Annotated in this window: 18 protein-coding genes; 9 read left to right on the top strand and 9 right to left on the bottom strand. The window is 56.8% G+C overall.

Annotated features, from left to right (window positions below; genetic code table 11):
- Positions 1-45 precede the first annotated feature (45 nt).
- The 3 genes from OSO_RS0129875 to OSO_RS0129860 all read right to left on the bottom strand — a co-directional run bounded on the left by OSO_RS0129875 (position 46) and on the right by OSO_RS0129860 (position 5,177).
- Entirely contained in the window at positions 46-453 is a 408-nt protein-coding gene (locus OSO_RS0129875; protein ID WP_157605528.1) for a hypothetical protein, read from the bottom strand.
- A 220-nt stretch (positions 454-673) separates the two neighbouring features.
- Complete coding sequence (locus OSO_RS0129870) at positions 674-2,584, bottom strand: DNA gyrase/topoisomerase IV subunit B (protein ID WP_010586619.1); 1,911 nt, start codon at positions 2,582-2,584, stop codon at positions 674-676.
- 202 nt (positions 2,585-2,786) lie between these two features.
- On the bottom strand, positions 2,787-5,177 hold the full coding sequence (locus tag OSO_RS0129860; protein WP_050986261.1) for a DNA topoisomerase (ATP-hydrolyzing): 2,391 nt from the start codon (positions 5,175-5,177) through the stop codon (positions 2,787-2,789).
- A gap of 468 nt (positions 5,178-5,645) precedes the next feature.
- Here OSO_RS0129860 and OSO_RS0129850 point away from each other — a divergent pair, with 468 nt between their 5' ends.
- The 4 genes from OSO_RS0129850 to OSO_RS0129825 all read left to right on the top strand — a co-directional run bounded on the left by OSO_RS0129850 (position 5,646) and on the right by OSO_RS0129825 (position 8,832).
- Positions 5,646-6,251 (top strand): hypothetical protein, encoded by a 606-nt coding sequence (locus OSO_RS0129850; protein ID WP_010586616.1) that lies wholly within the window; start codon positions 5,646-5,648, stop codon positions 6,249-6,251.
- Between the two features lie 179 nt (positions 6,252-6,430).
- Positions 6,431-6,793: a hypothetical protein gene (locus OSO_RS0129845; protein ID WP_010586615.1), complete on the top strand. Its 363-nt coding sequence runs from the start codon at positions 6,431-6,433 to the stop codon at positions 6,791-6,793.
- A 134-nt stretch (positions 6,794-6,927) separates the two neighbouring features.
- Entirely contained in the window at positions 6,928-7,710 is a 783-nt protein-coding gene (locus tag OSO_RS51060; RefSeq protein ID WP_010586614.1) for a hypothetical protein, read from the top strand.
- Between the two features lie 168 nt (positions 7,711-7,878).
- Positions 7,879-8,832: a hypothetical protein gene (locus OSO_RS0129825; protein WP_157605527.1), complete on the top strand. Its 954-nt coding sequence runs from the start codon at positions 7,879-7,881 to the stop codon at positions 8,830-8,832.
- A gap of 173 nt (positions 8,833-9,005) precedes the next feature.
- On the opposite strand, the gene OSO_RS0129820 is transcribed toward OSO_RS0129825, so the two are convergent.
- Positions 9,006-9,491 carry a DinB family protein gene (locus OSO_RS0129820; protein ID WP_010586612.1) on the bottom strand — a complete coding sequence of 162 codons (486 nt, stop codon included), beginning with the start codon at positions 9,489-9,491 and terminating at the stop codon, positions 9,006-9,008.
- Positions 9,492-9,705: 214 nt separating this feature from the next.
- On the opposite strand from OSO_RS0129820, the gene OSO_RS0129810 reads away from it, so the two are divergent.
- Both OSO_RS0129810 and OSO_RS0129805 read left to right on the top strand, forming a co-directional pair.
- Positions 9,706-10,173, top strand: a complete 468-nt coding sequence (locus tag OSO_RS0129810) for a RidA family protein (protein ID WP_010586611.1) — start codon at positions 9,706-9,708, stop codon at positions 10,171-10,173.
- A gap of 255 nt (positions 10,174-10,428) precedes the next feature.
- A complete protein-coding gene (locus OSO_RS0129805; protein ID WP_010586610.1) occupies positions 10,429-12,540 on the top strand; it encodes an ABC transporter ATP-binding protein in 2,112 nt (703 codons plus the stop codon).
- A 61-nt stretch (positions 12,541-12,601) separates the two neighbouring features.
- On the opposite strand, the gene OSO_RS0129800 is transcribed toward OSO_RS0129805, so the two are convergent.
- Positions 12,602-14,074: a DUF1501 domain-containing protein gene (locus OSO_RS0129800; RefSeq protein WP_010586609.1), complete on the bottom strand. Its 1,473-nt coding sequence runs from the start codon at positions 14,072-14,074 to the stop codon at positions 12,602-12,604.
- A 175-nt stretch (positions 14,075-14,249) separates the two neighbouring features.
- Positions 14,250-17,561 carry a PSD1 and planctomycete cytochrome C domain-containing protein gene (locus OSO_RS0129795; RefSeq protein WP_010586608.1) on the bottom strand — a complete coding sequence of 1,104 codons (3,312 nt, stop codon included), beginning with the start codon at positions 17,559-17,561 and terminating at the stop codon, positions 14,250-14,252.
- Positions 17,562-18,024: 463 nt separating this feature from the next.
- Between OSO_RS0129795 and OSO_RS45725 the strand changes: the two genes are divergently transcribed.
- The 3 genes from OSO_RS45725 (at position 18,025) to OSO_RS0129770 (ending at position 21,482) form a co-directional block, all read left to right on the top strand.
- On the top strand, positions 18,025-19,707 hold the full coding sequence (locus OSO_RS45725) for a PAS domain S-box protein (RefSeq protein ID WP_010586607.1): 1,683 nt from the start codon (positions 18,025-18,027) through the stop codon (positions 19,705-19,707).
- Positions 19,704-20,333: a response regulator transcription factor gene (locus OSO_RS0129780; protein WP_010586606.1), complete on the top strand. Its 630-nt coding sequence runs from the start codon at positions 19,704-19,706 to the stop codon at positions 20,331-20,333. The genes OSO_RS45725 and OSO_RS0129780 overlap by 4 nt, the downstream gene beginning before the upstream one ends.
- A 513-nt stretch (positions 20,334-20,846) precedes the next feature.
- The gene (locus tag OSO_RS0129770; protein ID WP_010586604.1) at positions 20,847-21,482 is read left to right on the top strand and encodes a response regulator transcription factor; all 636 of its coding nucleotides are present in this window, start codon (positions 20,847-20,849) and stop codon (positions 21,480-21,482) included.
- Positions 21,483-21,829: 347 nt separating this feature from the next.
- Here the strand turns inward: OSO_RS0129770 and OSO_RS0129760 are convergent, their stop codons facing one another.
- The 3 genes from OSO_RS0129760 to OSO_RS51055 are packed head-to-tail and all read right to left on the bottom strand — an operon-like array spanning position 21,830 to position 25,316.
- Entirely contained in the window at positions 21,830-22,927 is a 1,098-nt protein-coding gene (locus OSO_RS0129760; protein WP_010586603.1) for an HD domain-containing phosphohydrolase, read from the bottom strand.
- The gene (locus OSO_RS48790) at positions 22,924-25,164 is read right to left on the bottom strand and encodes a PAS domain-containing hybrid sensor histidine kinase/response regulator family protein (protein ID WP_010586602.1); all 2,241 of its coding nucleotides are present in this window, start codon (positions 25,162-25,164) and stop codon (positions 22,924-22,926) included. The genes OSO_RS0129760 and OSO_RS48790 overlap by 4 nt, the downstream gene beginning before the upstream one ends.
- Positions 25,164-25,316 (bottom strand): hypothetical protein, encoded by a 153-nt coding sequence (locus tag OSO_RS51055; RefSeq protein WP_157605525.1) that lies wholly within the window; start codon positions 25,314-25,316, stop codon positions 25,164-25,166. Before OSO_RS51055 ends, OSO_RS48790 begins: the two co-directional genes overlap by 1 nt.
- Positions 25,317-25,922 lie beyond the last annotated feature (606 nt).

Below are 25,922 nucleotides of genomic sequence, written 5' to 3'. Positions count from 1 at the left end.
GTGGCGTTTGTGAGCATCTCGTCTTCTGAGGCGCGAACGATGGTGTCAGTCGTTCTTACCAGGAAGCTTGCCTTCCTTGATCAGTTCCAGGAAGACCTTGCCGTCGGCGTTCTTTTCGGTGACCGACTTTTCCCAGGCGTCTTTGAAGATCTTCATCGCTTCTTCGGTCTTCTTGTCTTTGTTCGCCGCGGTGAAATCTTTGTGCTTGAAGCGATCGTGGTAGACCTTACCGAAATCGTTCAGGCCGTGCCCCTTTGCCGTCTTGTCCGCACCGGGTTTGTGACAGACATCGCATTTCGTCTTCAAGGCTTCGACGGTTTCGTTGAATTTCTTGTAGTCGGCGTCGTCTTTATAGCCGTCCTTCAAGTAGCCGGGAATTGACGGGAACGCGTGGACGGACTGTCCGACAAGACTTAACGCCGCGAGACAACACAAACCTGTCAGAATGCGCATCGACCACTCCTTGATTCGTTGCATAGTTGCGTCTGTGCCGCGGCCGACGGCAACGGCTTCGCGCAGTACTGTACACCGCCGAGCGGTGAAAATCATCGGCTGCGGGTAAACGGATTGGGGGCCCAGCCATTCTGGGTTTTTGATGAGCGTCCCCAAGCGGGAGCTTGGGAACGAGGAGGAAACGAAGGAATTCATCGCGGGTGAATTCGTAGGCGATCGCTCAGACGTCCAGGTCGTCGACCAGGTTGGCTTCGCTCATGATGATTCGATAACGTTCGCTCGCGTCCTTGCCAAGCAGTTGCGAGAACGTCTGATCGGCTTCGACCAGACTGTCGACGTCCACCGCCAGCAGGGTTCGTGTTTTCGGGTCGAGAGTCGTCTCTTTCAGCTGCACGGCGGTCATTTCGCCCAGACCTTTGAATCGGCCGATTTCAGGTTTTCGATTCGCAGGCAGGCTGGCCAGGATTTCTTCTTTGTGCGCATCGTCTTTTGCGTAGTGGATCTGAGTTCCCACCTGAATCTTGTAGAGCGGTGGTTGGGCCAGATACAGCTTCTTGTTGATGATCAGTTCGCGCATGTGACGGAAAAAGAACGTGAGCAGCAGCGTGCTGATGTGATAGCCATCGCTATCGGCATCCATCATCAGGATGATGCGATCGTATCGCAGTCGCCGAATATCGAAGTTGGGGCCGAGGCCGGTGCCGAGGGTTTCAACGAGATCCTTGATTTCCTGGCTTTCGAGGATTTTCGACGTTGCGAGCGTCTCGGTATTCAGGATCTTTCCGCGCAGGGGCAAAATGGCTTGCGTACGGCTGTCGCGGCCCATGCCGGCGGTTCCACCGGCGGACAGACCTTCGACGATGAATAGTTCGGCTTCCGCCGGGTCGGTGGCACGGCAGTCCATCAGTTTGCCGGGAAGGTTGGTACGACGTGTCGTCGACGTTTTTCTCCGCACGTCAGTGGCGGCTTCGCGACTGGCCTGACGGGCACGGGCGGCAAGCACGATTCGCCCAATCACCGCGTCGGCGATCGTCGGATTATTGTTCAACCAGGTTTCGAGCGCCGGGCGGACCATCCCTTCAACGGCGGCGGTCATTTCGGGGTTGTTCAGCTTTTCTTTGGTCTGGCCCTGGAACATTGGATTCGACAGAAAGACCGACAGGATGCCGAGCATCCCTTCACGGATGTCACTGTTTTCGATCACGACGCCCTTGATTTTGATGTCGTGAACTTCCATGTAGTTCCGCACGGCCTTGGCGATTGCCGATTTGAAGCCGGATTCGTGCGTTCCGCCGGCATGTGTACGGATCCCGTTGACGTAGCTGCGGAGTTGTTCGTCGGTCGATTCCGTCCACTGCAGGACCGCTTCGATCTTGGCCTGGCTGTCGTCGCGTGAGGCCGAGAATGGCAGTTCGTGGATCGCCTTCTTTTGCCCTTCCGACAGAATCTTGGCCAGGTACGAAACAATGCCGTCCGGGTGGAAGAATTCGAGCTTCTCTTTCTTTTGTTCGTCGATGAACGTCAGCTTCAGGCCGGCGTGGATGTAGGCAATATCTTCCAGGTGCTGGCGAATCGTGTCGTGGTTGAACGTGGTCTTGGAGAAGATCTCGTCATCCGGGCGAAAATAGATGATCGTGCCATGACCGCGAAACGGCTTGACTTGTTTGAGCGGCGTGGTGGGGCGACCGCGTTTGTAACGCTGTGTCCATTCATAGCCATCACGACGAACGGTGGCGACCATTTCGATCGACAGTGCATTCGTCACGGACGAGCCCACGCCGTGCAAACCACCACTGCGTGCATAGGCCTGACTATCAAATTTTCCCCCGGCATTCAGCGTTGTGAGCACGGTTTCGAGAGTCGACTTTTTGGTCTTGGGATGTGTGTCGACGGGGATTCCGCGGCCATTGTCGTCGACCGTGACGGCCGACGCATCCTTATGCAACGTGACAATGATCTCGTTGCAGTGCCCTGCCAGATGTTCATCGACACTGTTGTCGACAATTTCCCACAGCAGATGATGCAGCCCGCGGGTATCCGTGCCGCCGATGTACATCGAAGGACGCATGCGGACGTGATCGAGTCCTTCAAGAACCTGGATATCTTTTGAAGTGTATTCAGCGTTGGACATAAAAACTTCCGTGCAAGTCGAACTTGAGGCCGTTCAGCATGTCGATCGACGATCGCGTGCGGGTTTCTTGCGAATGAACAATCATGGTCAGGCTTTAGATGTTGGGGCCATGGTCTCGATTCCGCGGCGTTCCCAAAGGTGAACACAAGTCAGGAGGGAAAACCTTTGAGCCGCGGCTGTGTTGTCTGTTGCCCGGCCAACGTCATTCGCGTTTTTCGGCCTCCATTGCGGCCCAGTCGATCAGGACGATTTCGGGATGAACAATTTGGGTGAATGTGCTGCGCTGTGCGGCACGAATTCCTTTGCCGCCGCGCGAGGTGATTTCGTATTTCATCTGGCCAAACACCAGCATTTTCTCGGCCGATGTTTGGACACGCAGGCAGTCGCTGGGGCGCGCCATCTGAGCACCACCCAGGACTTCGTCTTTGGGGTCACTCAGTTTGATGCCGCGAACGCCTTTTCCGGCTCCCGACAGGATGGGAACTTCGTCCATCGCGAAGTGGATGATGCGCGACTGTTGCGTGGCGACGAACACCGACGTGGCATCGCGTACCAGTTCGACCCAGACGACACGATCATTGTCCACCAGCCGACAATACTTTCGTCCCGCCTTGGTCGAGGCCGCTCTGAACGGCGACAGCGGCAGACGCATGATCTGTCCTTGTGCAGTGAGCGCCAGGAAATACGGCGCGGGCGGCAGTTCGTCGCCCATGTCCTGATCTGACGGTGTGAACCGGGCATCGGTCGTCATCGCCGCCACGATGCTTACGCCATCGCTCAGTTTGACATGTTTCGAGATCGGTTCACCGTATCCGGATGAGACGGGAATGAGTTCGATCGGCAAGGTGTAGGCGGCGCCATCGCTGGCGAAGAAGACGATGTTGTCGAGCGTGCTGCCGGGCAGTACATCCAGCACCGCATCGCCGTCGCGAACGCGCGTCGTTTCGACACTTTGCAGGCGTCCGACCCGTTTGACCCAACCTTCACGCGTCAGAACCACATTCGTGTTTTCTTTGACGATATAGGCCGAGGCATCGAACTCGACGATTTCCTCGCTGCTGCCGATGGCGGTCCGGCGTTTGTCGGCGAACGTGGTCGAAATCTCTTGCAGTTCGGTTTGCACCACGTTCCACAACTTCTTCTCGGACGCGAGGATCTTACGGATCTTCTCGGCGGCGGCGCGCTTTTCGGTCAGTTCGCCGATGATCGAATTGATCTCCAATTGCGAGATTTTGTAAAGCTGCAATTCGAGAATCGACATGGTTTGCTCTTCGTCGAGCAATGGGAACGCCTTCAGCAGCTTGTCGCAGGCATCGCGTTTGCCGGAACTGTTCCGGATGATCTTCAGTGCCCGGTCCAGGTCGTTGAAGATGATGGCGAAACCGTCGAGCAGGTGAATGCGCTGTTCGAGTTGTCGTAGGTCGAATTCAAAGCGTTTGCGGACGGTCGTCAGGCGGAATTTGAGGAATTCTCGCAGCATTTCCACGAGACCCAGTCTCGCGGGAATCATCACGCCGTGGGCATCTGGAATCAGGCAGGTCGCGTTGTAGCCGAAGTTTTGTTCGAGCGAGGTGTGCTTGAACAAGTAGGTCATGACCGGTTCAGGATCGGAGCCGGGCTTCAGTTCCAGAACGATTCGCAAGTCGTGTTTGTTGTCGGTTTCGTCGTTGGAATCGAGCAGTTGCGGCAGTTTTCGCGTGTTGACGATGGCCCCGATTTCCGCGGCCAGAGCTCCCGATTCGACGCCGTACGGAATGGAATAGATGACGACGCGATTCTCGCCGCCGCCTTTCTTGTCCTTGTCCATCATCCATTCGCCGCGAACCTTGATCGCCCCTCGCCCCTCTTCGTAAATGGCGCGCAAGTCTTTGCGATCGGTGACGATTCGGCCACCCAACGGGAAATCCGGCCCTTTGATGTGCTTCAGCAGATCTTTCGTTTCTGCTTCGGGGTTTTCGATGAGGTGCACGCAGGCCGCGATCACTTCGCCGAGATTGTGCGACGGAATGTTTGTCGCCATGCCGACGGCGATTCCGGAGGCTCCGTTTACCAGCAGGTTGGGAAACCGAGCCGGCAGAACAATCGGCTCATTTTCGCGTCCGTCGTAACTGGGCCGCATCTCGACCGTTTGGAACTTGAGTTCTTCTGCCAGGCGTTCAGCGATATCCGTGACTTTGGCTTCGGTATAACGAGATGCCGCGGCAGGCAATCCCATGATCGAACCGAAATTTCCCTGACCGTGAATCAGGGGGTAGCGCAGGCTGAAGTTCTGGGCCATGCGAACTAGGGCGTCGTAGATGGCCAAATCGCCGTGCGGATGGTAATCGCCCATCGTCTGACCGCTGATCTTGGCACATTTCAGCGTCTTGCCGTCCGCCGTCAAATGCAGATCGTTGTACATCGTATAGATGATGCGGCGCTGGACCGGCTTTAGACCGTCACGGACGTCGGGCAGTGCCCGTGAGGTGATCACGGACATGGCGTAGTTCAGATAGCGTCGCCGTGTCTCTTGGCTGAGAGGAACGTATTCGATTCGGTCTGTAACTTCCGGTCCTTTGTCGCCGTTGCCGTTCGCGGATGTGCGCTTCGCCAATTTCAACTCCGTTCGTATTTCACGTCCGCCTGGGAATTCACGTCCGCGGGGAGGCGGATCGAATTGTGGCGGATTTTCTGCTGTCGGCGGTTCTTTCTGGTGTTCGTCGGACGCGCCAGCGGGTTGTCTTGAATGGGCAGATCGGATTCAGGTGCAAATTGCCGATCCGACTCATTTCCGTCGGTCGGTTGTGCATAGGCGTCACAAACTGGGGTGACTTTTTCGCGTGCGTCGATTTTACTGAAACTATCAATTACACGGACTGCGAAGAATCTGCAACTGATCTTAAGCCGTTAAATCGCAAACCTTTGCAAAAATCGGCTCAGTCGGTTCGACACACACGGAATGACTCATTCCAGCGATCCATCCCAACCGAAATTCAGTAGTGTTCGAAAGTCCGAACCGTTTGGGGAGACAATGAGTCTCGCCCGGCAGGAAGTCTCGACAGCGACCCAGGGAGGGGATTCGATGTCTCATCGTCAATTGGCTGCCGGCTTCACGGTGGTTTTGGCCGCCTTAATGATGCCGTGCATGTACGCACAAGATCAGTCCTATCAGTACAGCGATTCCTCGCAACCCATGCTGATGCCTTCGCAGCTTCCAAGTCCCGCAGTCGGAATGCCACCGTACTACGGACAGTCTGTTTCATATCGCCAGCCTGTCGGACCGACCGGCCCTGCTCCGACGCCGATTGACGCCGATCAAGCACAAGCGTCGGCTCCGGTTCCTCAACCCATTCAGCAACCGGGCTATGTCCGATTGGGCGCCCCGATGTATCCGACACCGCGTCCCAACATTCCCGCGTGGACCGGTTCGACGGTGATTACGAACCAGGCGTTTGCCCCGCAAGAAATGCTTTATCCACACACCTATCGCGCGATTTATCCGCCCTATTACCACCGTGTCAAAGGCGGTTGGATTCTGACACCGTTCGGTGTTCGGTCGCACGAGAAGTGGGAATTGCAAGGGACAATGGTCCAGGTCAAGTACCGCTCGAGCTATCCCGGTCTGTTCTCGGGAGCCTACTGGCACCCGCCGATCACTTCGAATGTTCAGCATGGATCCTGGCGCTAGTAGAGCTTCGAGTCTGAATTGACCTGTTGAGGAGTTCGCCTTGAGTTGGCCCACGGGCCCGTGGGCGATGCTCGCAAACCTGTCAGGACAGAGCGGCCGCGCCAGAGTCGAATGCCAAGTGATTGGAATGCGATTGAGAACGATTCCCCGAGTATGGGATTGATGAGTGGGGGCGTGTCATGTGTGATCGTCAATTGCTGATCTCAAGCCTGGCGCTGACGCTGCTGGCTGCCGCGGGGTCATCGACAGGATGGTCTGCCGAGCCTCTCATGCCGGTGGCGGCGGGCGGCATGGTCAGCAATCCTGGGGCACCTCCCTTTGAGGAGATTCGCCCGAATCGTATGCGGTTTTCGTCGCATGCCCAGTGGTATGCGGCGCGACATTCCTGGCACGATGCCTTTATTGACAATTATCCCGAACTGAGATCCGCCCGGTACAACTCCCGACATCCCGATGCGTGGTGCCGGAAAGAGACCCTGGCGACTAAAGGCTGGTTTGCCTACATCGCGGGCCATGGCCCTGCGATTTGGACCCGCTACTAAATACGACGACACGTTTGTCGAACAACGTTTTTTGAAACTGACGCTGCGGGATACCCGTTCCGGTTCATCCAGTGATCCACGACGGAGAGATCTTGAGCATTTGCCCATCCGGCGTGAACGGAAGGATTCGCGAGATGAAGTCTTTGTGGAAATGCCTGATACAAAGTGCGATTGTCGTCGGTGTCACAACCTGTTCGACGGCGGCGATTGTCGCACAAGATAACGGAGAAGCCGGCATCGTCCGGATTACGAAGCCGCGGGCTGCGGATTCGATGAGGGGCTCGGTCTCCATGGCCAGTGCCTCGAACCTCACCGATTCCTGTATGCCGAGCGGGGCACCTCAAGCGAGTGCCGGTGCTACCAGTGCCCCTGCGATGGGCACCCCCTGCCCTTCGTGCCCCAATGGCTCGTGTCCCAACGGCTCATGCCCAAATGGGGTGTGTGACGGAGCGTACGGCTACGGCGGTTACGGCTACGGCGGTTACGGCTACGGCTCACGTTTCGGAGGGGGACACGACTGGCAGTCGGCCGACACTTGGGGGTCGGGCCTTCGTCAGCGATCGATGTCGCATAACCTGGCGATTCAGAATTCGATGCACGCGCATGGTTTTGAACACCGTGGTTCGTGCGACACCAACGGTAGCGGCCAGGCGATGCTGGACTACTTCAAGTGTAAGTTTGGCTACTTCATTCCCACGGGTGGCGGCGGCCAAGGGATTCCCTGGGTGGGACACTATGGTCGAGTCTATCCTGTGAATCCTCACTACCAGGATCCCCGCGACGGCCAGGCCTATGCCGCTCAAGGTTATGGCATTCCGATTTCGGTTCCACTGGCTCCGGTTGTGGGGCACACCTACGACTATAGCTGGGGTGTTCCCTCGAGCCGCCTGACACCGGTTTCGCATCCTGCGTACTAGTCGGCGACACGTCGTGGACTGGAGATCGGCGTCATCACTTCGCGGACTTCGACGAATCATTCGCTTGTGCGAGTTCGAGCTCACTACTTCACCAACTGCCGAATGCGGCATCACAGCAAGGCTTTCGCCACGGATGGCGATCCGAGCGGCGACGAAAAGGAAACTGCGATGAGTTTCATAAAAGAGAATGGATTCTTGGCAGCCGCATTCCTGCTGTCCATTGGTGTGGCGGGCATTGGATTCGGACAACAAGGCCCTGAATCCGAGGGGATCGTCCGCATCACGGACGGTCGAATGCGAACCGCGGCCCGCCAGGGAGTTGGTCAGCAGGTTACCCCGGTCAGCGCCTTTGGTCATCACGGCCCGGTTTACTCGAACGGTGCGGATCTGGGCAATTGCCCAACGGGTGACTGCCCGACCGGAAACTGCCCCACGGGGAATTGTCCGCAAGGCCGCGGCTGCAAGTTTGGCGAGCACTATTGCAAGCATTCACCCGACTATGGCTACTCGCCCCCCGCGAAGTATCCACTGCATCGTCGTGGCGTTGAATACGATCGGTACTATCCTTCACAGTGGTACGGTGCCGGAGCGGACTACAGCCAGTCGCAAGCACCGATGGTCTATCAAGCAACCGACACCACGCAGCTTGGCTTCTACTATCAGCATGTTCCCTACTGGCGGCCGATGCCCGAACGTTTGCCTCCACGACCGATTCCTTCGCAGTGGCATATCACTCCTCCTCCTGTCGAAGCCTCTGGTTTCTGCCGTAATGGCTATGGCAACTACGGTAACTACGGCGGCTACAGCGGGCATGGTGTGCATGGATGGAATAGCGGGGTGCGTGGCAATCGTGTTTTCGGTTGGGGGCAATCTTCCGAGTACCCTGTCGAATACGGCGGCACGCCTTCAACCGGGTATCCGACACCCCAGAATGGAACGGGCACCACGGCTCCAACTCCTGTGACTCCGCCTCCTGCTCAAACGGCACCTGTTCCCATCGAAACACAGTCGCCCGGCGATGTGCCGCCTTCTGCTCAGTACTATGACAACGACGGAGGAGCACCGAACCCACTGCCCACCGCCCAGGCGCCGTCGGCGACACCAATCACCCAGACTCGTTGAAGTCCGTAGCGGATTGCGGTTCGATCTGACAGCCGAGTCGATACGATCCCAATTCGGAAAACGCCAAACAGGAACTCCTCATCGGGTTCCTGTTTGGCATTTGTCGTGTGCCACGCGGCGAACCGCAATCGGGAACAATGCCCGCGCCGCTGCAAGCCGTCGCGTATTTGGCTTTAGAACAACGGCCCGAATCCCGCAGTTCGGCGGCAACTCGACAGTTGCCCGAGGTGGAAGCCAAAATGGCTGGTAAGAACCAGTGTGACGCAGTGTCCCACCGTTGTGATCGTGGTTCCCTGGAACAGTTCGATGTTGTGCGGTCGCGCTACCGCGGATTCGTCGACCTGACCTGCAAGGTCTCGCAGTCGTTGATAGTTCTCAACTAGAGTTGCGACCATTGTCGCCTTTGTGAGGCCAACTTCGGGTGAGACGATGTCCGACGAGTTTCGGCCAAACAGCGGCAGCCAGTCTGGGTGCGAGATCGCGCCGCCAATCATCTGCTGTGACATCTCGGCAATGATGGCCAGATGTCCGATGATCCAGATCGGTGGGTGGCCGTGTCCCACGCAGGGATGGAAAAAGACGTCTTCGGGAATGTCCGCCACCGTCTTTTTGAATTGACGAATCAGTGCCTGATTCAGGGCGATCTCGTTCTCGAACATCGGTTTCGCTCCATGGATAGACAATTCGCGGACCCGACGCGTCGATCGTCGCTGTCAGGTTCGAACAGATGATAACGTCTGTGGATCACATGGCGATGTCGACTTTGCACGACGTCTTGAATCTTGCCGGAAAGCGTGATACGCCTCAGGGGGAAAGCACCTGCCGAAGTTCGTGCCGCGTTCAGCTTCCACCCCAATTCGAGGAGTCCGTTTCATGATCAGCGCCGTCGAAGAGCGTCTCGCCCGACACGGACATACCGTTCCGACTGCACCCGAGGCCTTGGGCTCGTATGTTCCCGCATTGCGATTCGGAAATCTGGTCGTCACCAGCGGCCAATTGCCGATGGTGGGCAAGGAACTGATGTTCAAGGGAAAAGTCGGGAAAGAACTGCATGAAGAAGACGCGTTTCATGCCGCGCGACTGTGTGCCTTGAATGCGTTGTCGCAGATCAAATCGTGTGTAGTCAATCTTGACCAGGTGACACGGATTGTCCGTGTCGAGGGATTCGTTCAATCGGCCGAGGGATTCACGCGGCAGCCCCAGGTCATCAATGGGGCGTCCGATTTGCTCGTTCAGGCATTTGGCGACGCAGGAAGGCACACGCGCATTGCCGTGGGGGTCAGCGAACTGCCAATGAATGCGGCGGTCGAATTGGCGATCTGGGCGGAAGTGGCGGATTGAGGCTCGTCAGCCGAATCGACGAAAGTCTTGCACTCGAGCTTTTTCGCTCCGTTGTTTGAAACACTTGCGTTCCTTGCTTCTATTTCGTTTGCCCGCGCCCCGGCAAGAGACGAGGGTTTTCGTTTTGGGAATGAATCAAATCGCCAGCGATCGGTCTGTGCTCATTCTTGAAAACCGCTGTTGCCGTTGGGCTCAGGTTGAGCAATTGCCCTGAAATGTGAGCTGGGGGATGCGGATGGGGCTGGCTCAGGAACCGTGCCACGTCCCCTGTCACTGGTGATGGTTTCGCAGAAATCTCTGTTCCGCGACTCGACCGGATCGATCCGCGGCTTACAATCAGATATGCACAATCACTCAACTGGATCACATTCGGCCGAACCGGTGTTGCCATCGGACGTGTCACCGATCGGCGGCGGGCGGCTGACAGGTAGCCGTTCTCGGTTTGAACGTTATCGGCAACAGGTGAAGAAGAAAGAGCTGCCACGCGGCAGCATTCATTCCACGGCAGAACCACGCAGTGCCAAGAATCGGGTTCGTTCCGCGGGGCAGCTCGTCTGGCAATTCCTGGGTTTGCTGAAGCCCTTTCAGAGTCAGGTGATTTGGATTCTGGCTTCGGTCACGTTGTCGACTCTGATCGGGTTATTGCCTCCCGCTGGCACCAAGTTCGTCATCGACTATGGGCTTAGCGGTCGGACATTACCGGACGCGTGGCTTCGACGATTTCCTTCGCTGGCCAACCCACGGCAGTTGCTGCTGGTCACCGTCATTGTCGTTGCGGTGATTTCCCTGCTGAAAATCGTCATTCATGTCTGGGGCCGCTGGTACGCCACGAAGATCTCGAAGCAGATTCAGCTGAATCTTCGCCGCCGCGTGTTTGAACATGCCGTTCGCTTGCCGCTTCATCGCATTCAAGAAATCCGATCGGGCGGCGTCGCATCGATCCTGCGGGAAGATGGCGGCAGTGTCGGCGAGCTGGTATTCGGGATGCTGTTCAATCCGTGGCGTGCGATCATCCAACTGGTCGGCAGTCTGGCGATCTTGGCCTGGGTCGACTGGACCATGTTGCTTGGAGCCGTGTTGCTTTTGCCGACGGTCTATTTGACACATCGCGCATGGATCAACAGCATTCGTCCTCAATTTCGCGTGATTCGAAAACAGCGTGAATTGATCGACGCGAGTGCTACCGAAGCGTTTGCAGGGATGCGAATCATCCGCGCGTTCAGTCGGCAGAAGCGGGAAGCGGCTCGATTCACGACCGAAAACAACCTGATGGCGCGCCAGGAATTGTACGCCTGGTGGTGGATGCGCATCGTCGAGATGGTTTGGGAGACGTTGATTCCCATCGCGAGTGCGGCCCTGCTGTTCTATGGTGGCTGGCGGGTTCTGGATGGTCACCTGACGGTCGGTGATCTGATCATGTTCTTGACTTACCTGCTGATGTTGCTCGAACCCCTTGCCACTTTGGCGCAAAGTGCGACGCAGTTTCAGAATAGCCTGAGTGGCCTCGATCGAGTTTTGGATCTGCTGCAAGAATCACGGGAAATGCCATCGACGGCCGACTCGATCAAGGTGGATCGTGACCGTGTCGTTGGCAAGGTCGCGTTTGAGCACGTCAGCTTTACTTATCCCGGAACGGACAGTCCCGCGCTGAACGATGTCAGCCTGGACGTCGAAGCGGGCCAGATTGTGGCCCTCGTCGGACCGAGTGGTGCGGGCAAGACGACGCTCAGCAATCTCGTGGCGCGATTCTATGACCCAAGTTTCGGCCGTGTCACACTCGATGGCCGCGATTTGCGCGACTACGACGTCGAATCATTTCGATCGCTGCTGGGCGTGGTTGAGCAGGATGTCTTTTTGTTCGATGGGACGATTCGCGATAACATCGGGTATGCCCGTCGTGATGCCAGTGATGTGGAAATTCGCGCCGCGGCGGAGGCGGCCAATGCGACCGAGTTCATCGACAAGATGACACACGGGATGGAGACCATTATCGGCGAGCGCGGGGTACGCCTGAGTGGTGGACAGCGTCAACGGCTGGCGATTGCTCGTGCGATTCTGGCTGACCCCAAGCTGCTGATTCTGGACGAAGCGACCAGCAATCTTGACACCGACAGCGAACGGCTGATTCAGCAAAGTCTGAGTGAACTCATGCGAGGAAGAACCAGCTTCGTCATCGCGCATCGCTTAAGCACGATTGCCGGGGCCAATCTGATCGTCGTGATCGAGCATGGCCGAATCAGTCAAACGGGGACCCACGCCGAATTGATGGCGCAAGGTGGAAAGTATCGAGCCATGGTGGAGCAACAGATCCACATGACGCTGGGGTCGGCATCAATGAACCATGTTATGCCAGCGGCAGCAACATGACGACGTCGTGCGCGGTGATGGACGACAGGTCAGGCTGTACCCTGACCTGTCGTCTGCCAGGCTAGCTCAGGATTTCCAGAATCGGCTTCCCATGGTCGATGTCGAGACGTTTTCGCCCTGGGACTTCGAGTTGGCGTGAATCGAGTCCCATCTGATGCAGAATGGTTGCATGGATGTCGGTCACGTAGTGTCGATTTTCCACGGCATGAAAACCGATTTCGTCGGTGGCGCCGTGAACCAGGCCGCCCTTGATTCCTCCGCCTGCCATCCAGACCGAGAACCCGAAGATATGATGATCGCGGCCATCTGCGCCCTGTGAACCCGGGGTCCGGCCAAACTCGCTCGCAAACAACACAATCGTCGAATCGAGTAGCCCTCGCTGCTTGAGATCTTTGAGCAATCCAGCAATCGGCTTGTCGACCGCTTTGAAATTGCCCGAGTGATTCGCCTTCAGTGCCCCATGTGCATCCCAGGCACCGGCACCGCCCGCACCATGCTGAACCTGGATGAACCTCACGCCTTGCTCGACGAATCGGCGCGCCGCAAGCATTTGCATGCCAAAATCACGAGTGGCCGGGTCATCCAGCCCGTACAGCTTTTGCGTGTCTTCCGTTTCGATGTTCAGATTCAGCACGTCAGGAACCGACGTTTGCATGCGAAACGCCAGTTCGTACGCTTTGATTCGTGCGTTTAATGCCGGGTCGTCTGGATACTCGACGCCCTTCAGGCGATTCAGGCGTCCGACCAGATCGAACCCGACCTGTTGTTCTGCCCGTGTCTGTCCGTTTGCCGGTTGGCCAAAATCCAGCGGATTGCCGGGGTCGACGCGAATGGGAATCGCATCGTGCGCGGGGCCCAGGTAGTGCCCGTCTTTCGCATTCCAGTATTCGCGTTTTCCGATGGAAATGAACTGGGGCAAATTGTCGTTCAGCGTTCCCAGCCCATAGTGGACCCACGCGCCCAGCGTTGGAAACTCGCCATCGAGCATATGCCGGCCCGAATGAAATTGCGTTTGCGCGCCGTGGTTGTCGTCGGTCGTATACATGGAGCGGATCACGGCGAGATCGTCAACGCAATCGCCGACGTGCGGGACCCAGTCGCTCAGCTCGATGCCGCTTTCTCCGTACTTTCGAAAGCCGACTTGCAGCGGGTACAGCTTGTTGCGCTGCTGCCCGTTGGCGTCGTTGATGACGGTCACGCGCGCCAGTTTCAGTTTTTCGGGGTTCTGGACGTCCAGGTAGGGCGTTTCATTGATCGACTTTCCGGCGTACTTCGTTAGCTCGGGTTTGGGATCGAAGCTTTCGACTTGTGAGACGCCACCGTTCATGAACAGCCAGATCACGCTTTTGGCTTTCGGCGTGAAATGCGGATCGCCCGTCGGAGGTGTCCAGACAGTTGATGACTCGGCCCTGGTCACACCGTCGCGCGCCAGCATGGAACCCAGTGCCAGCCCGGTAAACCCCATCCCCATATCGGACAAGAACGCACGTCGGTGAACGCCGTGCCCCGCTTGACATCCGTCGTCTCGAGTCATCTCATGATCCCGTGATAAAGTCGCCGTCGCGTTCCATCTTCACTTTCCCCTCTGTGTCTCCGCGCCTCTGTGTCTCCCAAACCACCAATGTGTGCCCGCAGTCCGCTTCGCGTTCATGGGGGCCAGCGGGAGGTTTGGGAGACACAGAGGCACGGAGACACAGAGAAAGGCTGGGTTAGCGGATTGTGACGAAGTCGTTGTGGTTGAGGAGAGCTTGCACGATGTTGATTCGGGCCTGCTGCTGTGGATTGTCTTTGTTTGAGAGTTTGGCGGCTTCGATGAATTGAGGCCAGACTTCCAGCACGGTGTCGAGTTCCGCTGCGGTGGGTTCGGTGGCGAGCACCGTGTTGAACGCAATTCGAATGAAATCGCGATCCGTGGCGGACGGATGGGCGGCGGTCAAACGGTGTGCGATCTTTGTGGCCATCTCAATTGCCAATGGACTATTTTCCAGCGCTAGCGCCTGTTGCGGCACGATACTTTCGGCTCGTCGATAGCAGTCAAGGACGCTCGCATCGTCAAACATCGAGAGAAATTTTTCGCGCAAGATATTCGAGTGGATAAAGTACAGACTTCGCCGCCGCGACGATTCGTTTTGAATCGGAATTGAAGGGCCGCCCATTGTGAGATCGAGTTCGTCCGCCAGACGAAGCAGCGCGTCGCGCACCACCTGCGACTGCATTCGAATTGGATTCATCCGCCAATAGAACTGGTTGTCGGGGTCGCGACGCCGATTCTCGCTCGCGGCATCGGCGTTTGAGGAGCTTAAGCGATACGTTTCCGACGTCACAATCAAGCGATGAATGTGCTTCATGGACCAACCCGCGCTATTCGTCCGGTCTTGTCCACCTTGCATCAATTCGATGGCCAGCCAATCCAGCAATTCGGGATGCGTGGGCGTCGCCCCTTTTCGACCGAAGTCAAAGACCGTGGGAACCAGTGGCCGGCCGAAGTGACGCGCCCAGATGTGATTGACGGCGACACGGGCGGTCAGTGGATGACGGGGATCGGTAATCCATTTTGCCAGCGCGGTCCGCCGTCCCGAGCTTGTTGCCGGGAATGGTTTCAGACGCGAATCCTCGGTTTCCAGGTTCGACTCCAGAACTTTGGAGGCACCCCGAAGTGACGTGAAGGATTCGCCGGGCTCATCGAGTGTCTTCAGCGCCATTTCGTGTGCCGTGCGAGCCGTGGCCAGCTTTTTCTCTGGTTCGGATTTCTTGTCGGCCGGAGCGCGTCGCAGTTCGAGTTCGGCGCGAACGAGCTCTTCGTCGGTTTTTGCGAGGGCGGCCAAGCGTTCTTCACGCGCCGCGCCGCGTGCCAGTTCGAGTGCGTTGTCAGCGGGTGGTTGCGCATAGCGGGCCTGGTCTGCGGCGGCCCGTGCCCGAATTAGTGCAGGCTGTGTTTCGGCCCACGCCAGTGACTTCTGTGCGACGCTGAGGGCCAATCGCGCTTGATCGATCGGAAGAATCGCGTCCGCGGGAACTTTACCGGATGTGGCTTCGATCAGTTGCGTCGCGCTGGACAGCGCCTTCAACTGAAATGATTGGATTTCGGCCTTGGCATCGTAGGTGATGATCTGAAGTGCCCCGCGTTGCCTTGGGACAGGCGAGCGAAAGCTGACGGCCAGCTCTCCATCGACCAGAAGGTTGATGAGCGTGTCCCGCACGCGCAGCGTCAATTCATACGGTCGGTTCAACTCGATCGGTAATGGTTTGGCCGCTTCGCCGGGGTAAACGTAGGCCCCTTTCTTGTAGGCGAATTGGGCTTTCGATCCGCCGGAATGAGCGCTTAGGTAGGCCAGCAGTTCATTCGAATCGGTGCCGTCGAACGTGATTCCGACCGACTTCCAGGTCTGACCGCCGGTTGGGGTGAACTTGAGCTTCACCTCGAAGTCGTCAGGCGGAAGTTGCTTTAGCCGCAATTCCGCTCGCACTGGACCTTCTTTGCTTTGTATCAGTTTTTGACCATCGTAGTTCCAGGTACCGTCGCGCTGTTCCCAGCGATCCGCGACGACCGCGGAAAAATCGTCATGGACCAGGACCGCGCCGGTATTTTGCGGCTGCAGGGCTGACGACGATTCTTCGCGATGTTCAGACTCGGACAATCGGACCCGCGCCGCGCTAAGTTCGTGGCGCATGTCGGCGATTTTCCGTTCGGCCTGTTGCAGGTACGCCTCGACCACGAACGCCCGCAGGCCGGGCTGAACGGCAACCGCGGGGAGTGTGATCGGTTCGATGGCGGGAGCGCTGGCGGCCGTTGTGAGGAATGCAGGGAACGCGGGTTCCATGACGCGGCTGGTGTCCGGATTGCGATCGTCACCGCGGAGATGCAGGTACGTCTTGGTGTCGAGATTGCAGTCGAATGGCCGCGGAATTCCGTCCTTTTCGAAATCAATCACACCATTCGTGGCATCCAGTCGCACCTGGTATGGTTCGAAGATCGCGCGGAACCGATAATAGTCTGCCTGAGAAAACGGGTCATATTTATGATCGTGGCATTTCGCACAGTTGAACGTCAGACCCAGCATCGCCTTGGCGGTATGCTCGATCGTTTCATCCATCCAACTGGTTCGGTTGAACTTGAAGTATTGTCGACCCAGAAACCCACCCGCGCGCAAACGGTCTGGATCATCGGGATAGAGTTCATCGGCCGCCAGCATTTCCCGCAGCATCTGGTCATAGCCCTTGTCCGCATTCAGCGATTCGATGATCCAGTCGCGCCAGTGCCAGATATGTTTCTGCGAGTTACGGGCATCTTCACCCAGTCCCCACCAATCACTGTAACGCCAGATATCCATCCAATGTCGCCCCCAGCGTTCGCCGTATTGCGGGCTGTCCAGTAAGCGGTTCACGACAGTTTCGACGGCCTGTTCAGACTCGTCGTTCATAAAGGCTTGTTGTTCTTCGGCCGTCGGAGGTAGACCCGTCAAATCGAGCGTGACCCGTCGTAGCCAGATGTCTCGGGCGGCGTGCGGCTGTGGCGTCAAGTGCTCTCGCCGATGCTTGTCGCCAATGAAGGCGTCGATGGGATTTCTTGACCAGGCAGGATTCGTGGTGGTGGGAACGACAGGTCGGACGGGGGGCTGAAACGCCCAATGCTCGCGCGGATCGCGTTCCGGCGCTTCGTCGGTGGGGGCCACGGCCCCTTGAACAATCCAGGCCTGAATTGCGAGGATCTCATCGGGCTTGAGCGGTTCGCCCTCGGGTGGCATTCGAGTCGCGTCGTCCTTGGACGCGATGCGTTGGATCAGGACGCTGCCATCGGCATCACCGGGTTTGACTACCGCGCCGGAATCGCCCCCCTTCACCGCGAACACGCCGCTATCGAGACGCAGGCCGCCTTCTTGTTTCAAAACGCCATGGCAGGCATAGCAGCGCGACTGCAGTACGGGTTTGATGCGATTCACGTAGTCGGCCGATTCGTCGGCCCAGCCAAGTTGGCTCGAGCCGAGTAGTCCGAGAACGATTAGCGCCAGTCGTAATTGCATAACGGGAGGTCCAGCGAAGCTGACGTTATCGTCAGGAAGGATTGGAGGCCAGTAGGTTTGACAGAATTTCTGACATATCGTTAGTTTGTATCTGAACGTTTGTTCTGAATGCTCGGCCGTTGATTTTCGGGTCAGCGATCGGCCTGCCCTTTCTTTCCGTCCCGTCAGTACTGGCCAGTTTCTAATGGTCATTGATCATACATTTAAATGACCTGAAACGACCGATGGCCACTGATGGGTATCTTATCATTGGACGGGGCGAAACAGGCACCTTTAGGCTACAAGTTCTGACGTAATCGCTCCGTTTTCTTTCCTTACTGTCATTTCTCACTGTGGTACAGGATTTCAATCGAAATCTTTTGTCGCAGGTTGAACGAATGGTGATCGATTAACAATCGACCGAACCCGTCGCGCATACGGTCATGTTCAAGTTCTATTCCACACTTTCAGAATCCGACTTCGAATGCAGAAACCTGATACTGGGACCGACCGGGCCACGGCCGTCAATCATGACGGTGTTCCGGTCGCGGGTCGAAGTTTGGAGCAATATGTCCAAAATTTGGAAGCGGAAAATTCTAGCCTTCGTGAGATCATTTCGCAGAGCACTGCGGAACAGGGACAGAACTCGTCAAGTAGTGTGGAAGCGAACGAAGCCTGTTTTCGGCTGCTGGTCGAAAGTGTCAAAGAGTACGCCATCTTCATGCTTGATCCCGAGGGGCGCATTGTCAGTTGGAATGAAGGAGCCCGGCGGATTAAAGGATATGAAGCGTCTGAGATTCTCGGGCGTCACTTTTCATGCTTCTATCGGGCGGAGGATCTCGCACAGGGGAAGCCCGAAGAAGGACTGACACTCGCCAGCGAACACGGCCACTTTTCGGAAGAATCTCTGCGCGTTCGCAAGAGTGGCGAAGTGTACTGGGCTTCCATCGTAATTACGCCGCTATGGAACTCTGCCGGGCGATTGAAAGGATTTGCGAAGGTCACCCGCGACATCAGCGAACGCAAACGCGCCGAAGAAAAGACGCGACTGATGGTTGAGTTGGCGATCAACGCCATGATTCTGGTTGATCGACGCGGATTGATCGTCTTGGCGAACCCCCAGACTCAAAAACTGTTTGGCTATACCGCTGACGAACTGATCGGACAGCCGGTTGAAATCCTGGTTCCCCAGACGTTTCGTTCGAAACACCCTTCGCAGCGCGAGAAATTCTTCGCGCATCCCACCGTCAGGGCGATGGGAGCGGGACGCGATCTGTTTGGTTGTCGTAAGGACGGAACCGAGTTTCCCGTTGAGATCGGCCTGAACCCCATCCATACCAGTGAAGAGTTGCTTGTCCTGGGGTCAATTGTCGATATCACGGAACGTAAGAAGGCCGAGGACAAGTCGCGAAGGCATTTGGCGGAATTGGCGCATGCAGGTCGACTGAGCACCGTCGGAGAAATGTTCTCGGGACTTGCCCACGAGATCAATCAGCCACTGGCTGCAGCGGCAAACTACGCCCGCGCGAGCGTTCGGATTGCCAAATCGTATGACGGCGAAGGGTACGGCAAACTTTTGGAGTGGATGGAAAAAACCGTCGCTCAGGCGGAACGAGCGTCCGAGATTGTGAATCGACTTGGAACGTTCGTCAAGAAAGATCGGTCGATTCGAACCGACGTGGATCTCAACCGATTGATCGAGAATGTGATTGCCTTGCCGATCCTGCTGATTTCGAAAGCCGAAACGTTCACGCGTCCCCGCATCCGCCTCGAGCTTGAACACGGGTTGCCGACGGTCGTTGCGGACAAAGTTCAGATCGAGCAGGTGATTGTGAACCTGATTCGCAATGGAATGGAGGCGATGCTGGAACTGCCGAGCGATCGCAGTCAATTAGAAATCCGTACGATGCGCCAGGGCGACGTGATTCAGATCTCGATCTCTGACCACGGCCACGGCATTCCCGTCGAACTTCAAGCACAACTATTCAGTCCTTTTTTTACAACCAAGGCCGAGGGGATGGGATTGGGCTTGTCGATCAGCCGATCCATTATTGAAACACATCAAGGTCAGATGCTGCTGCTTTCGAGTTCCGAGAGCGGCACCACTTTCGCAATTCGACTTCCGATCGACAGTCGGGCCACAGAGAATCGGGAACCAGTTCTATGAATTCTGAACCAATCGTGTTTATCGTCGATGACGATTCTGCCTATCTTGACTCGATCTCGGTGTTGGTCCAGTCCATGGGCCTGAAGACGAAGACTTATCCTTCGGCCGAGGCGTATCTACGTGAGTTCAATTCACAGACTCCTGGCTGTTTGATTCTGGATGTTCGCATGCCAGGCACCGGAGGGCTGGCGCTGCAAGAGATGCTGTCGCAGCTTCCGATTTGTCCGGCCGTTATCGTCATGACGGGGCATGCCGAAGTTCCGGTCGTTCTGCGTGCGATGCGGCAAGGGGCCATCGACTTTCTGCAAAAGACCTTCTCCGAGGCCGAGCTTTACGAGGCGATTCAGCGTGCCATCTCGAAAGATGCGGCGAATCGGGCCCGTCATGCCGAATCGCAAGATCTGACGGATCGATTCGAGCGGCTTAGTACGGGTGAGCATGAGGTGCTGCAGCGCGTGCTATGTGGTGACACGAACAAGAAGATCGCCGCCGTCTTGAATATCAGCCGTCGAGCGGTGGAAGACCGCCGTGCGCGAATCATGCTCAAACTTGGGATCGATAACGTGGCGGATCTGGTTCGTCTGGCGATTAGTGCCGGACTCTGGAAAGGCGAGAGCCACACGTAAGCACGAGCGCTTTGTCATGACGAAGTACGCGGGCCTGGTGGCCGGGACTGAGCGAGCGAATCGTCGGAATCCCCAGAGATTCCGCACGCTCTTTCCCCCTGTCCCCTGTGTCCTCGAAATGACATTGCATTGACTGCCTGTTGATCCCGGGGCGCAGGCACCTTGGAGTTTACGATGTCTTGGCGATTTGGGAGCTGAGCGGAGTCAGTCTCCGTTATTGCAACAAGCTGCCAGGCAGCGCCTTGTGGCGCCAGCGTGCAAGCATTGATCCGTTCAGGAAAAAATTCCGTCCTGTGGAAATACGAATTCGTGGCGATGCACGTGGATAACCACGCCATTCGCGATGAGTTTCACCGTGTGTCAACGGTCATTTCGATCGTAAAATTGAGTGCCACCCCTTTCGAGTTTACCCACCCCTTGAAACGCCAGTTCGAAACATGTCCTTCGTCAAATCCGCATCGACAAGTTGTGTCGGGCGCCGATGCGACATGCTTCTGACTGGAGGTCATAGCGATGCAAACATCTTCAATCGTTCTGCTGCACGACAATCATGATCAATTCGTCGATTATCTGGTCAAACAGCTTTCATTGGACGGCTTCACGACAGAGTTCGTGGAGACCTGCGAAGAGCTGATTCCCCAGCTTCACGCCAGCAATTTTGCCAGCGTCATTGTCAGGCTAGGAACGGAACAGCTCGAGGGGCTTCGAATTCTTGAAGAGCTTCATCGAAAGCAGGTTCCGCTGGCCGCGATCGCGGTGCTTGAGAACTCAAATATCAGTGCCATTGTCGAGGCGGCCCGGCATGGAACCGTGACATTTCTGCTGCGTGAAAACGCCGGTCCGCAAGAGATCCAGGCGGCCGTAAGGACGGCAACCGAACAGACGGCGCGGTTACGCGAAGCGGCCGAAAAGAGGGCGACACTCAGAGCCCTCTTTTCCAGGCTGACGACCGGCGAGACTCAAGTCCTCGAGCGGCTCGTGAAAGGTCAGAAGCTGATGATGATTGCCGAAGCGCTGGACCTCAGTCGTCGAACCGTGGAGCTTCGCCGAGCGAAGCTGATGCATAAATTGGAAGTTGCGACCTTTCCCGAACTGGTTGCACTCGTGATCGAATATGATCGTGATCGGCAGGATTCAGAACGCGTTTGATGACGTCATGCCTAACCCGTCGCACGAGAACGGTAAGTCAGATTCTGTCAACGCGCTGGGCTCTGGAAATCTGGAACGAGGTCGATGATTTCAATTTCTCGCTAATCTTTTTTGAAGACGCAGTTGGGAGCCTTTCGTCGCGCAAACGTTTCCAATAGCATCCGCCTCCGTGAGCCATGAGGGCTCATCAGAATTGCTAGGGATGGCGAGGAAGGGGTCGCCGAACAGCGACCTCTTCCTTTTTTTTCAGCTATCAGAATCGTTTTGCTGCGATGCGTGGACGCCCGACATGGTGCGTCGAATGTCGTCGAGAAGCAGTGGATTCGTCTCGCAACGCAGACTTCGAGTCAGGGCGCGTTCACGGGCAATGGTCCGATGTCAGAGCCATCGAATTCGTCGTCGGGAACGCTGTCAACCACGTTGCGAATCTCGGGTAGAATCTCGAAGAACAGATCCAGCAGGACCGGATCGAAGTGCTGGCCGCGACCTTCACGCAGAATCTCGAGCACATGGTCTTCCGACATGGCCGCCCGATAGACTCGGTCGTGCGACAAGGCGTCAAACACATCGACGATCGCCACGATTCGCGCCGATTCCGGAATTTCGAAACCCGCACGACGATTCGGATAGCCCTTCCCGTTCCAATGTTCGTGGTGGTTCAGGGCAATCTCTTCGGCCATCTGAAGCATCGGTAGCGTCGAACCGGCCAGCATCTTGGCACCGATCGTGGTATGCGTGCGCATCGTCGCCATTTCTTCGGCCGTCAGGCGTCCCGGTTTTCGCAGGATGGCATCGGGGATTCCGATCTTTCCGATGTCATGTAGCGGTGCCGCCAGATGGATCAAGGCGGCATCGTCACTGCTCCACCCGGCACGCATGGCCAGCAGTTCGCTGTATTCGCCCGTCCGGCGGATGTGCGAGCCCGTTTCTTCATCACGAAACAGGGATGCGCGAATCAGGCGGCCCACTGTTTCTTTGTGTGCCGCCATGATCACTGCGGTTTGTTCACGCACTTTCTCGGCCAGGCGCAAATTGTATTGCCGGTTCTCGAGCGTCATTCTCCTGTGATCGAGTGCTCGTTTGACCTGAATGACAAGCTCTGCCTGCTCTGTCGGTTTTTGCAGGAAGCCATGTGCACCGGACGTCAGGGCGTCAATCGCGATGGACGTGTCCCCTTCCCCTGTCACCATCAGGACGGCGACATCCGGGAATTCTTGTTTGATCTTCTTCAAGCATTGCAGCCCCGACACGCCTGGCATGCGGATATCCAATGTGACGAGAGCCACTTCATGCTTGCGCAGATAGGCCATGGCTTCGTCGGCACTGGCGGCGCGGGTGCATGAATAGCCTTCGTCAGACAACCAGCGCACGATCAGTCCGCCGATCAGCGAATCATCTTCCACGACAAGCAGGCGTGGTGCGTCGAGCGGAATCTTGATGCTCATACCATTTCCAATTTCAAATGTTGCAAATCCAATGATTCGCGAATTGTGCGCAGCAGTGTGTCCGCTTCGAACGGTTTTTGTACGAGACGGACTCCTTCCTCTTTCGTGAAACCGAGAGAGGCCGAGTCGGGGTCATATCCTGTACAAAGCACGACTGGCAGCGACGACGATCTCGTGCGGAGTTCCTCGAGCACGCGATGGCCAGACAGACGTGGAAGGATGGCATCCAGAAGGACCAGTGAGATCTCGTTCTGGTGGCGTTGATGAAGGCTGAGCGCTTCGACGCCATTGTTCGCGGACAGAACGCGGTATCCCGCACCGGTCAGAATGCGCGTACCCAGTTCGCGGACGGACGCATCGTCTTCAGCAATCAGGATCGTCTCAGTGCCCCCTGGCGATCCCGGCTGTTCCCGCGGGATCAGGTCAGGGATCGAGCTCTGGTTGATCGGCAGTAGGATGTTAAACGTCGTGCCGAAACCGAGCTGACTTTTAACTTCGATCGCACCCTCATGTTGCTGAACGATTCCATAGACCACCGATAATCCCAGCCCGGTGCCGACACCCACGTCTTTCGTGGTGAAGAACGGTTCGAAAATCCGCTGCTGAACGTCCTGTGTCATTCCCGTGCCATTGTCGGTGACCGACATGAGCAGATACGGACCCGGTTTGGGGAGCGAATGCAGTTTGTAGACCTTCTCGCCAAAGTACCGGCGTTTCAGAGTCAGCATAATATGCCCGCCATCGGGCATGGCGTCGCGCGCATTGAGACACAGATTGAGTAGCATCTGTTGCATCAATCCCGGATCGGCGAAGATCGTGCCCAGGTTTCCGGAGGTATTGGTGATGATCTTGATCGGTGCCCCAATCAAGGGACGCAGCATATTGGTCACGCCTTCAAGCACACTCAGGGGATTCAGTTCGCGGCGGTCAATCGATTGGTAACGGCTGAATCCCAGCAGTTGTCGCGTCAGCACGGTCGCTCGCTCGGCGGCGTCCAGAACCTGCTGCAGATCCTGGTGGCGTGTTTCTTCGGGGGCCAGCCCTTTCATCGCGTAACGCGTATAGCCACGGATTGCCTGCAGTAGATTGTTGAATTCGTGGGCGATCCCCCCTGCCAGCGATCCGATGGCCTCAAGCTTATGCGCTTGCCGCAATTGTGCATCACGTTCGGCAAGCTCAGACTCGACTTGTTTGCGATGGCTGATATCGGTCAAGCCGCCCGTGAATCGATAGGGCTGACCCTCATCGTCGACGATGCAGGCGCCGCTGGCTTCGACCCAGCAATAGCCTTTGTTTTCACAACGCAGTCGAAATTCCTCTTGAAACGGCAAGCGGTTTTGTATGGCATGGCGCACACCATTGACGACGCGCCGAAAATCATCGCGATGCAGGCGGCTGGCTAACGCCAGGATTGTCTGCTGCAGTTCGCCGGGCTGCAGCCCGAGGATCTCATTGATTCGTTCCGACCAGTAGACCTGATCGGATTTCAGGTCCCAATCGCAGATACCGACGCGTGTGCCTAGCAATGCCAGCTCGAAACGTTCTTCACTGCGGCGCAGCGATTCGGTGCGCTGAACGACACGGGATTCGAAGCGGTTGTTCACAAATTCGAACCGGGCTTGTCGTTCTGTCGCCTGCGTCATTTCGGCGATGCTCTGCCGACAGAAGACGAACAGGAATCCGGCTTCCACAATCACCCATGCCATGTGTTCGGCGAATCGCCACGGATCATTCGCTGCCACTCCATAGACCGACTGGGGCCACCAGAACCCACGAATCAAGTGATCGCTGGCGACCAGCACCGAGAACAGGACGAGCACCTTGATGTCACGGTAGAACGCCAGGAGCGCCAGTGACGCAAACAGGTGAAAATGCATTTCCAGTCGGCCGTCCATGAGCTGGATCAGAAGGCTGGATGACAGGGCCTGGCCAGCGGCGATCGCGATGCGAGTCGACAGGCGTCCGGGAGAGCGTGCCGCAAGCAGGCACGGCACACTGATGATTGCACCACCCCAGACGATCGCCTGCCAGACGCCAGCATGCACGGCGCTGGCCGAACTGTTCGCGGCATGTGGGGCAAGCCATAGGCTGATTGCGATCTCGACACACCATTGAATGATCAGCACGGAAAGAAAGCGAATGTCGGTCGCATAGCGCACGGATTCAAGCTCATGAGAGAGCAGTTCCTGCGCACGCGATCGAATCGTCGCTTCCATGGTGTCCGCCTGTTCGCACATCAAGACACCGTTTCCTTGTGCGAGTTGACTCGTTGATCGACTGTGGCAGTGACGGGGTTGGGGGCGGACCAAAGCCGAAGCGATGTGGCGGCAACGCCAACGCCATGCGTTCGGACAAACGCGTTGTAGGGATTGTGATGATGGCTCGACATGGAGCGGCTCGATGCAGGGAAACTCAGTGATCGCAGGCAGAGTGATGACGTGGAACTTGCAGAGGCATTTGGCAGTCTATTCTGGACTACTAAACGGCAGTGCGCTGGAAGAAAAATTACCGAATGTGCGCAATCGGACCTGGAACATGCTTATGAGTTTGCTTATTGAGCGGACAGCACGGTTATCCGGAATCCAAGTCATTCCGGCCTGAGGAACGTTGTCCGAACTTCCGTCTTCACTAGGGGTTGCGGCTAGGTGTAACCCCTTAGGGAAATTCCTGCTGGCATCGAGTTGTGTCAGGGGCGTGATTCAGGGTGAGGCACGAGCCACGCACAGGCGGCCCTTCGTGCGTTAGTTCGTTACGTCGTTTTTCTCTCGTTTCCTCGTTACCAAGCACGCGCTTGGAAACGCCCCATCCGCTCTCGTTGTAAATCGGGCAGGAACCAGTGCTGGGGACGTCCGCACACGTTTCCTCAATATCGGAAATGCCCAGGATGGATCGCGCCAGGTTCTCTCCGCGATAGGGAAACGAGGAAAGAGGAGAACTTCGCGCTTGGTCGCGAGTCAGGAAATCAACACACCGGGGAGCTTGGTAACGAGGAGAA

The organism is Schlesneria paludicola DSM 18645, from assembly GCF_000255655.1.
Lineage (GTDB): Bacteria > Planctomycetota > Planctomycetia > Planctomycetales > Planctomycetaceae > Schlesneria > Schlesneria paludicola.
This window is presented reverse-complemented; position numbering and strand designations above follow the sequence as displayed.

Coding starts and splice junctions, on each gene's coding strand:
- OSO_RS0129780 (WP_010586606.1), top strand. CDS start 19,704: ATGAATTCTGAACCAATCGTGTTTATCGTCGATGACGATTCTGCCTAT.
- OSO_RS0129760 (WP_010586603.1), bottom strand. CDS start 22,927: ATGAGCATCAAGATTCCGCTCGACGCACCACGCCTGCTTGTCGTGGAA.
- OSO_RS48790 (WP_010586602.1), bottom strand. CDS start 25,164: ATGTGCGAACAGGCGGACACCATGGAAGCGACGATTCGATCGCGTGCG.
- OSO_RS0129845 (WP_010586615.1), top strand. CDS start 6,431: ATGTGTGATCGTCAATTGCTGATCTCAAGCCTGGCGCTGACGCTGCTG.
- OSO_RS0129795 (WP_010586608.1), bottom strand. CDS start 17,561: ATGCAATTACGACTGGCGCTAATCGTTCTCGGACTACTCGGCTCGAGC.
- OSO_RS0129800 (WP_010586609.1), bottom strand. CDS start 14,074: ATGACTCGAGACGACGGATGTCAAGCGGGGCACGGCGTTCACCGACGT.
- OSO_RS0129850 (WP_010586616.1), top strand. CDS start 5,646: ATGTCTCATCGTCAATTGGCTGCCGGCTTCACGGTGGTTTTGGCCGCC.
- OSO_RS0129770 (WP_010586604.1), top strand. CDS start 20,847: ATGCAAACATCTTCAATCGTTCTGCTGCACGACAATCATGATCAATTC.
- OSO_RS51060 (WP_010586614.1), top strand. CDS start 6,928: ATGAAGTCTTTGTGGAAATGCCTGATACAAAGTGCGATTGTCGTCGGT.
- OSO_RS45725 (WP_010586607.1), top strand. CDS start 18,025: ATGCAGAAACCTGATACTGGGACCGACCGGGCCACGGCCGTCAATCAT.
- OSO_RS51055 (WP_157605525.1), bottom strand. CDS start 25,316: ATGTCGAGCCATCATCACAATCCCTACAACGCGTTTGTCCGAACGCAT.
- OSO_RS0129875 (WP_157605528.1), bottom strand. CDS start 453: ATGCGCATTCTGACAGGTTTGTGTTGTCTCGCGGCGTTAAGTCTTGTC.
- OSO_RS0129870 (WP_010586619.1), bottom strand. CDS start 2,584: ATGTCCAACGCTGAATACACTTCAAAAGATATCCAGGTTCTTGAAGGA.
- OSO_RS0129810 (WP_010586611.1), top strand. CDS start 9,706: ATGATCAGCGCCGTCGAAGAGCGTCTCGCCCGACACGGACATACCGTT.
- OSO_RS0129820 (WP_010586612.1), bottom strand. CDS start 9,491: ATGTTCGAGAACGAGATCGCCCTGAATCAGGCACTGATTCGTCAATTC.
- OSO_RS0129825 (WP_157605527.1), top strand. CDS start 7,879: ATGAGTTTCATAAAAGAGAATGGATTCTTGGCAGCCGCATTCCTGCTG.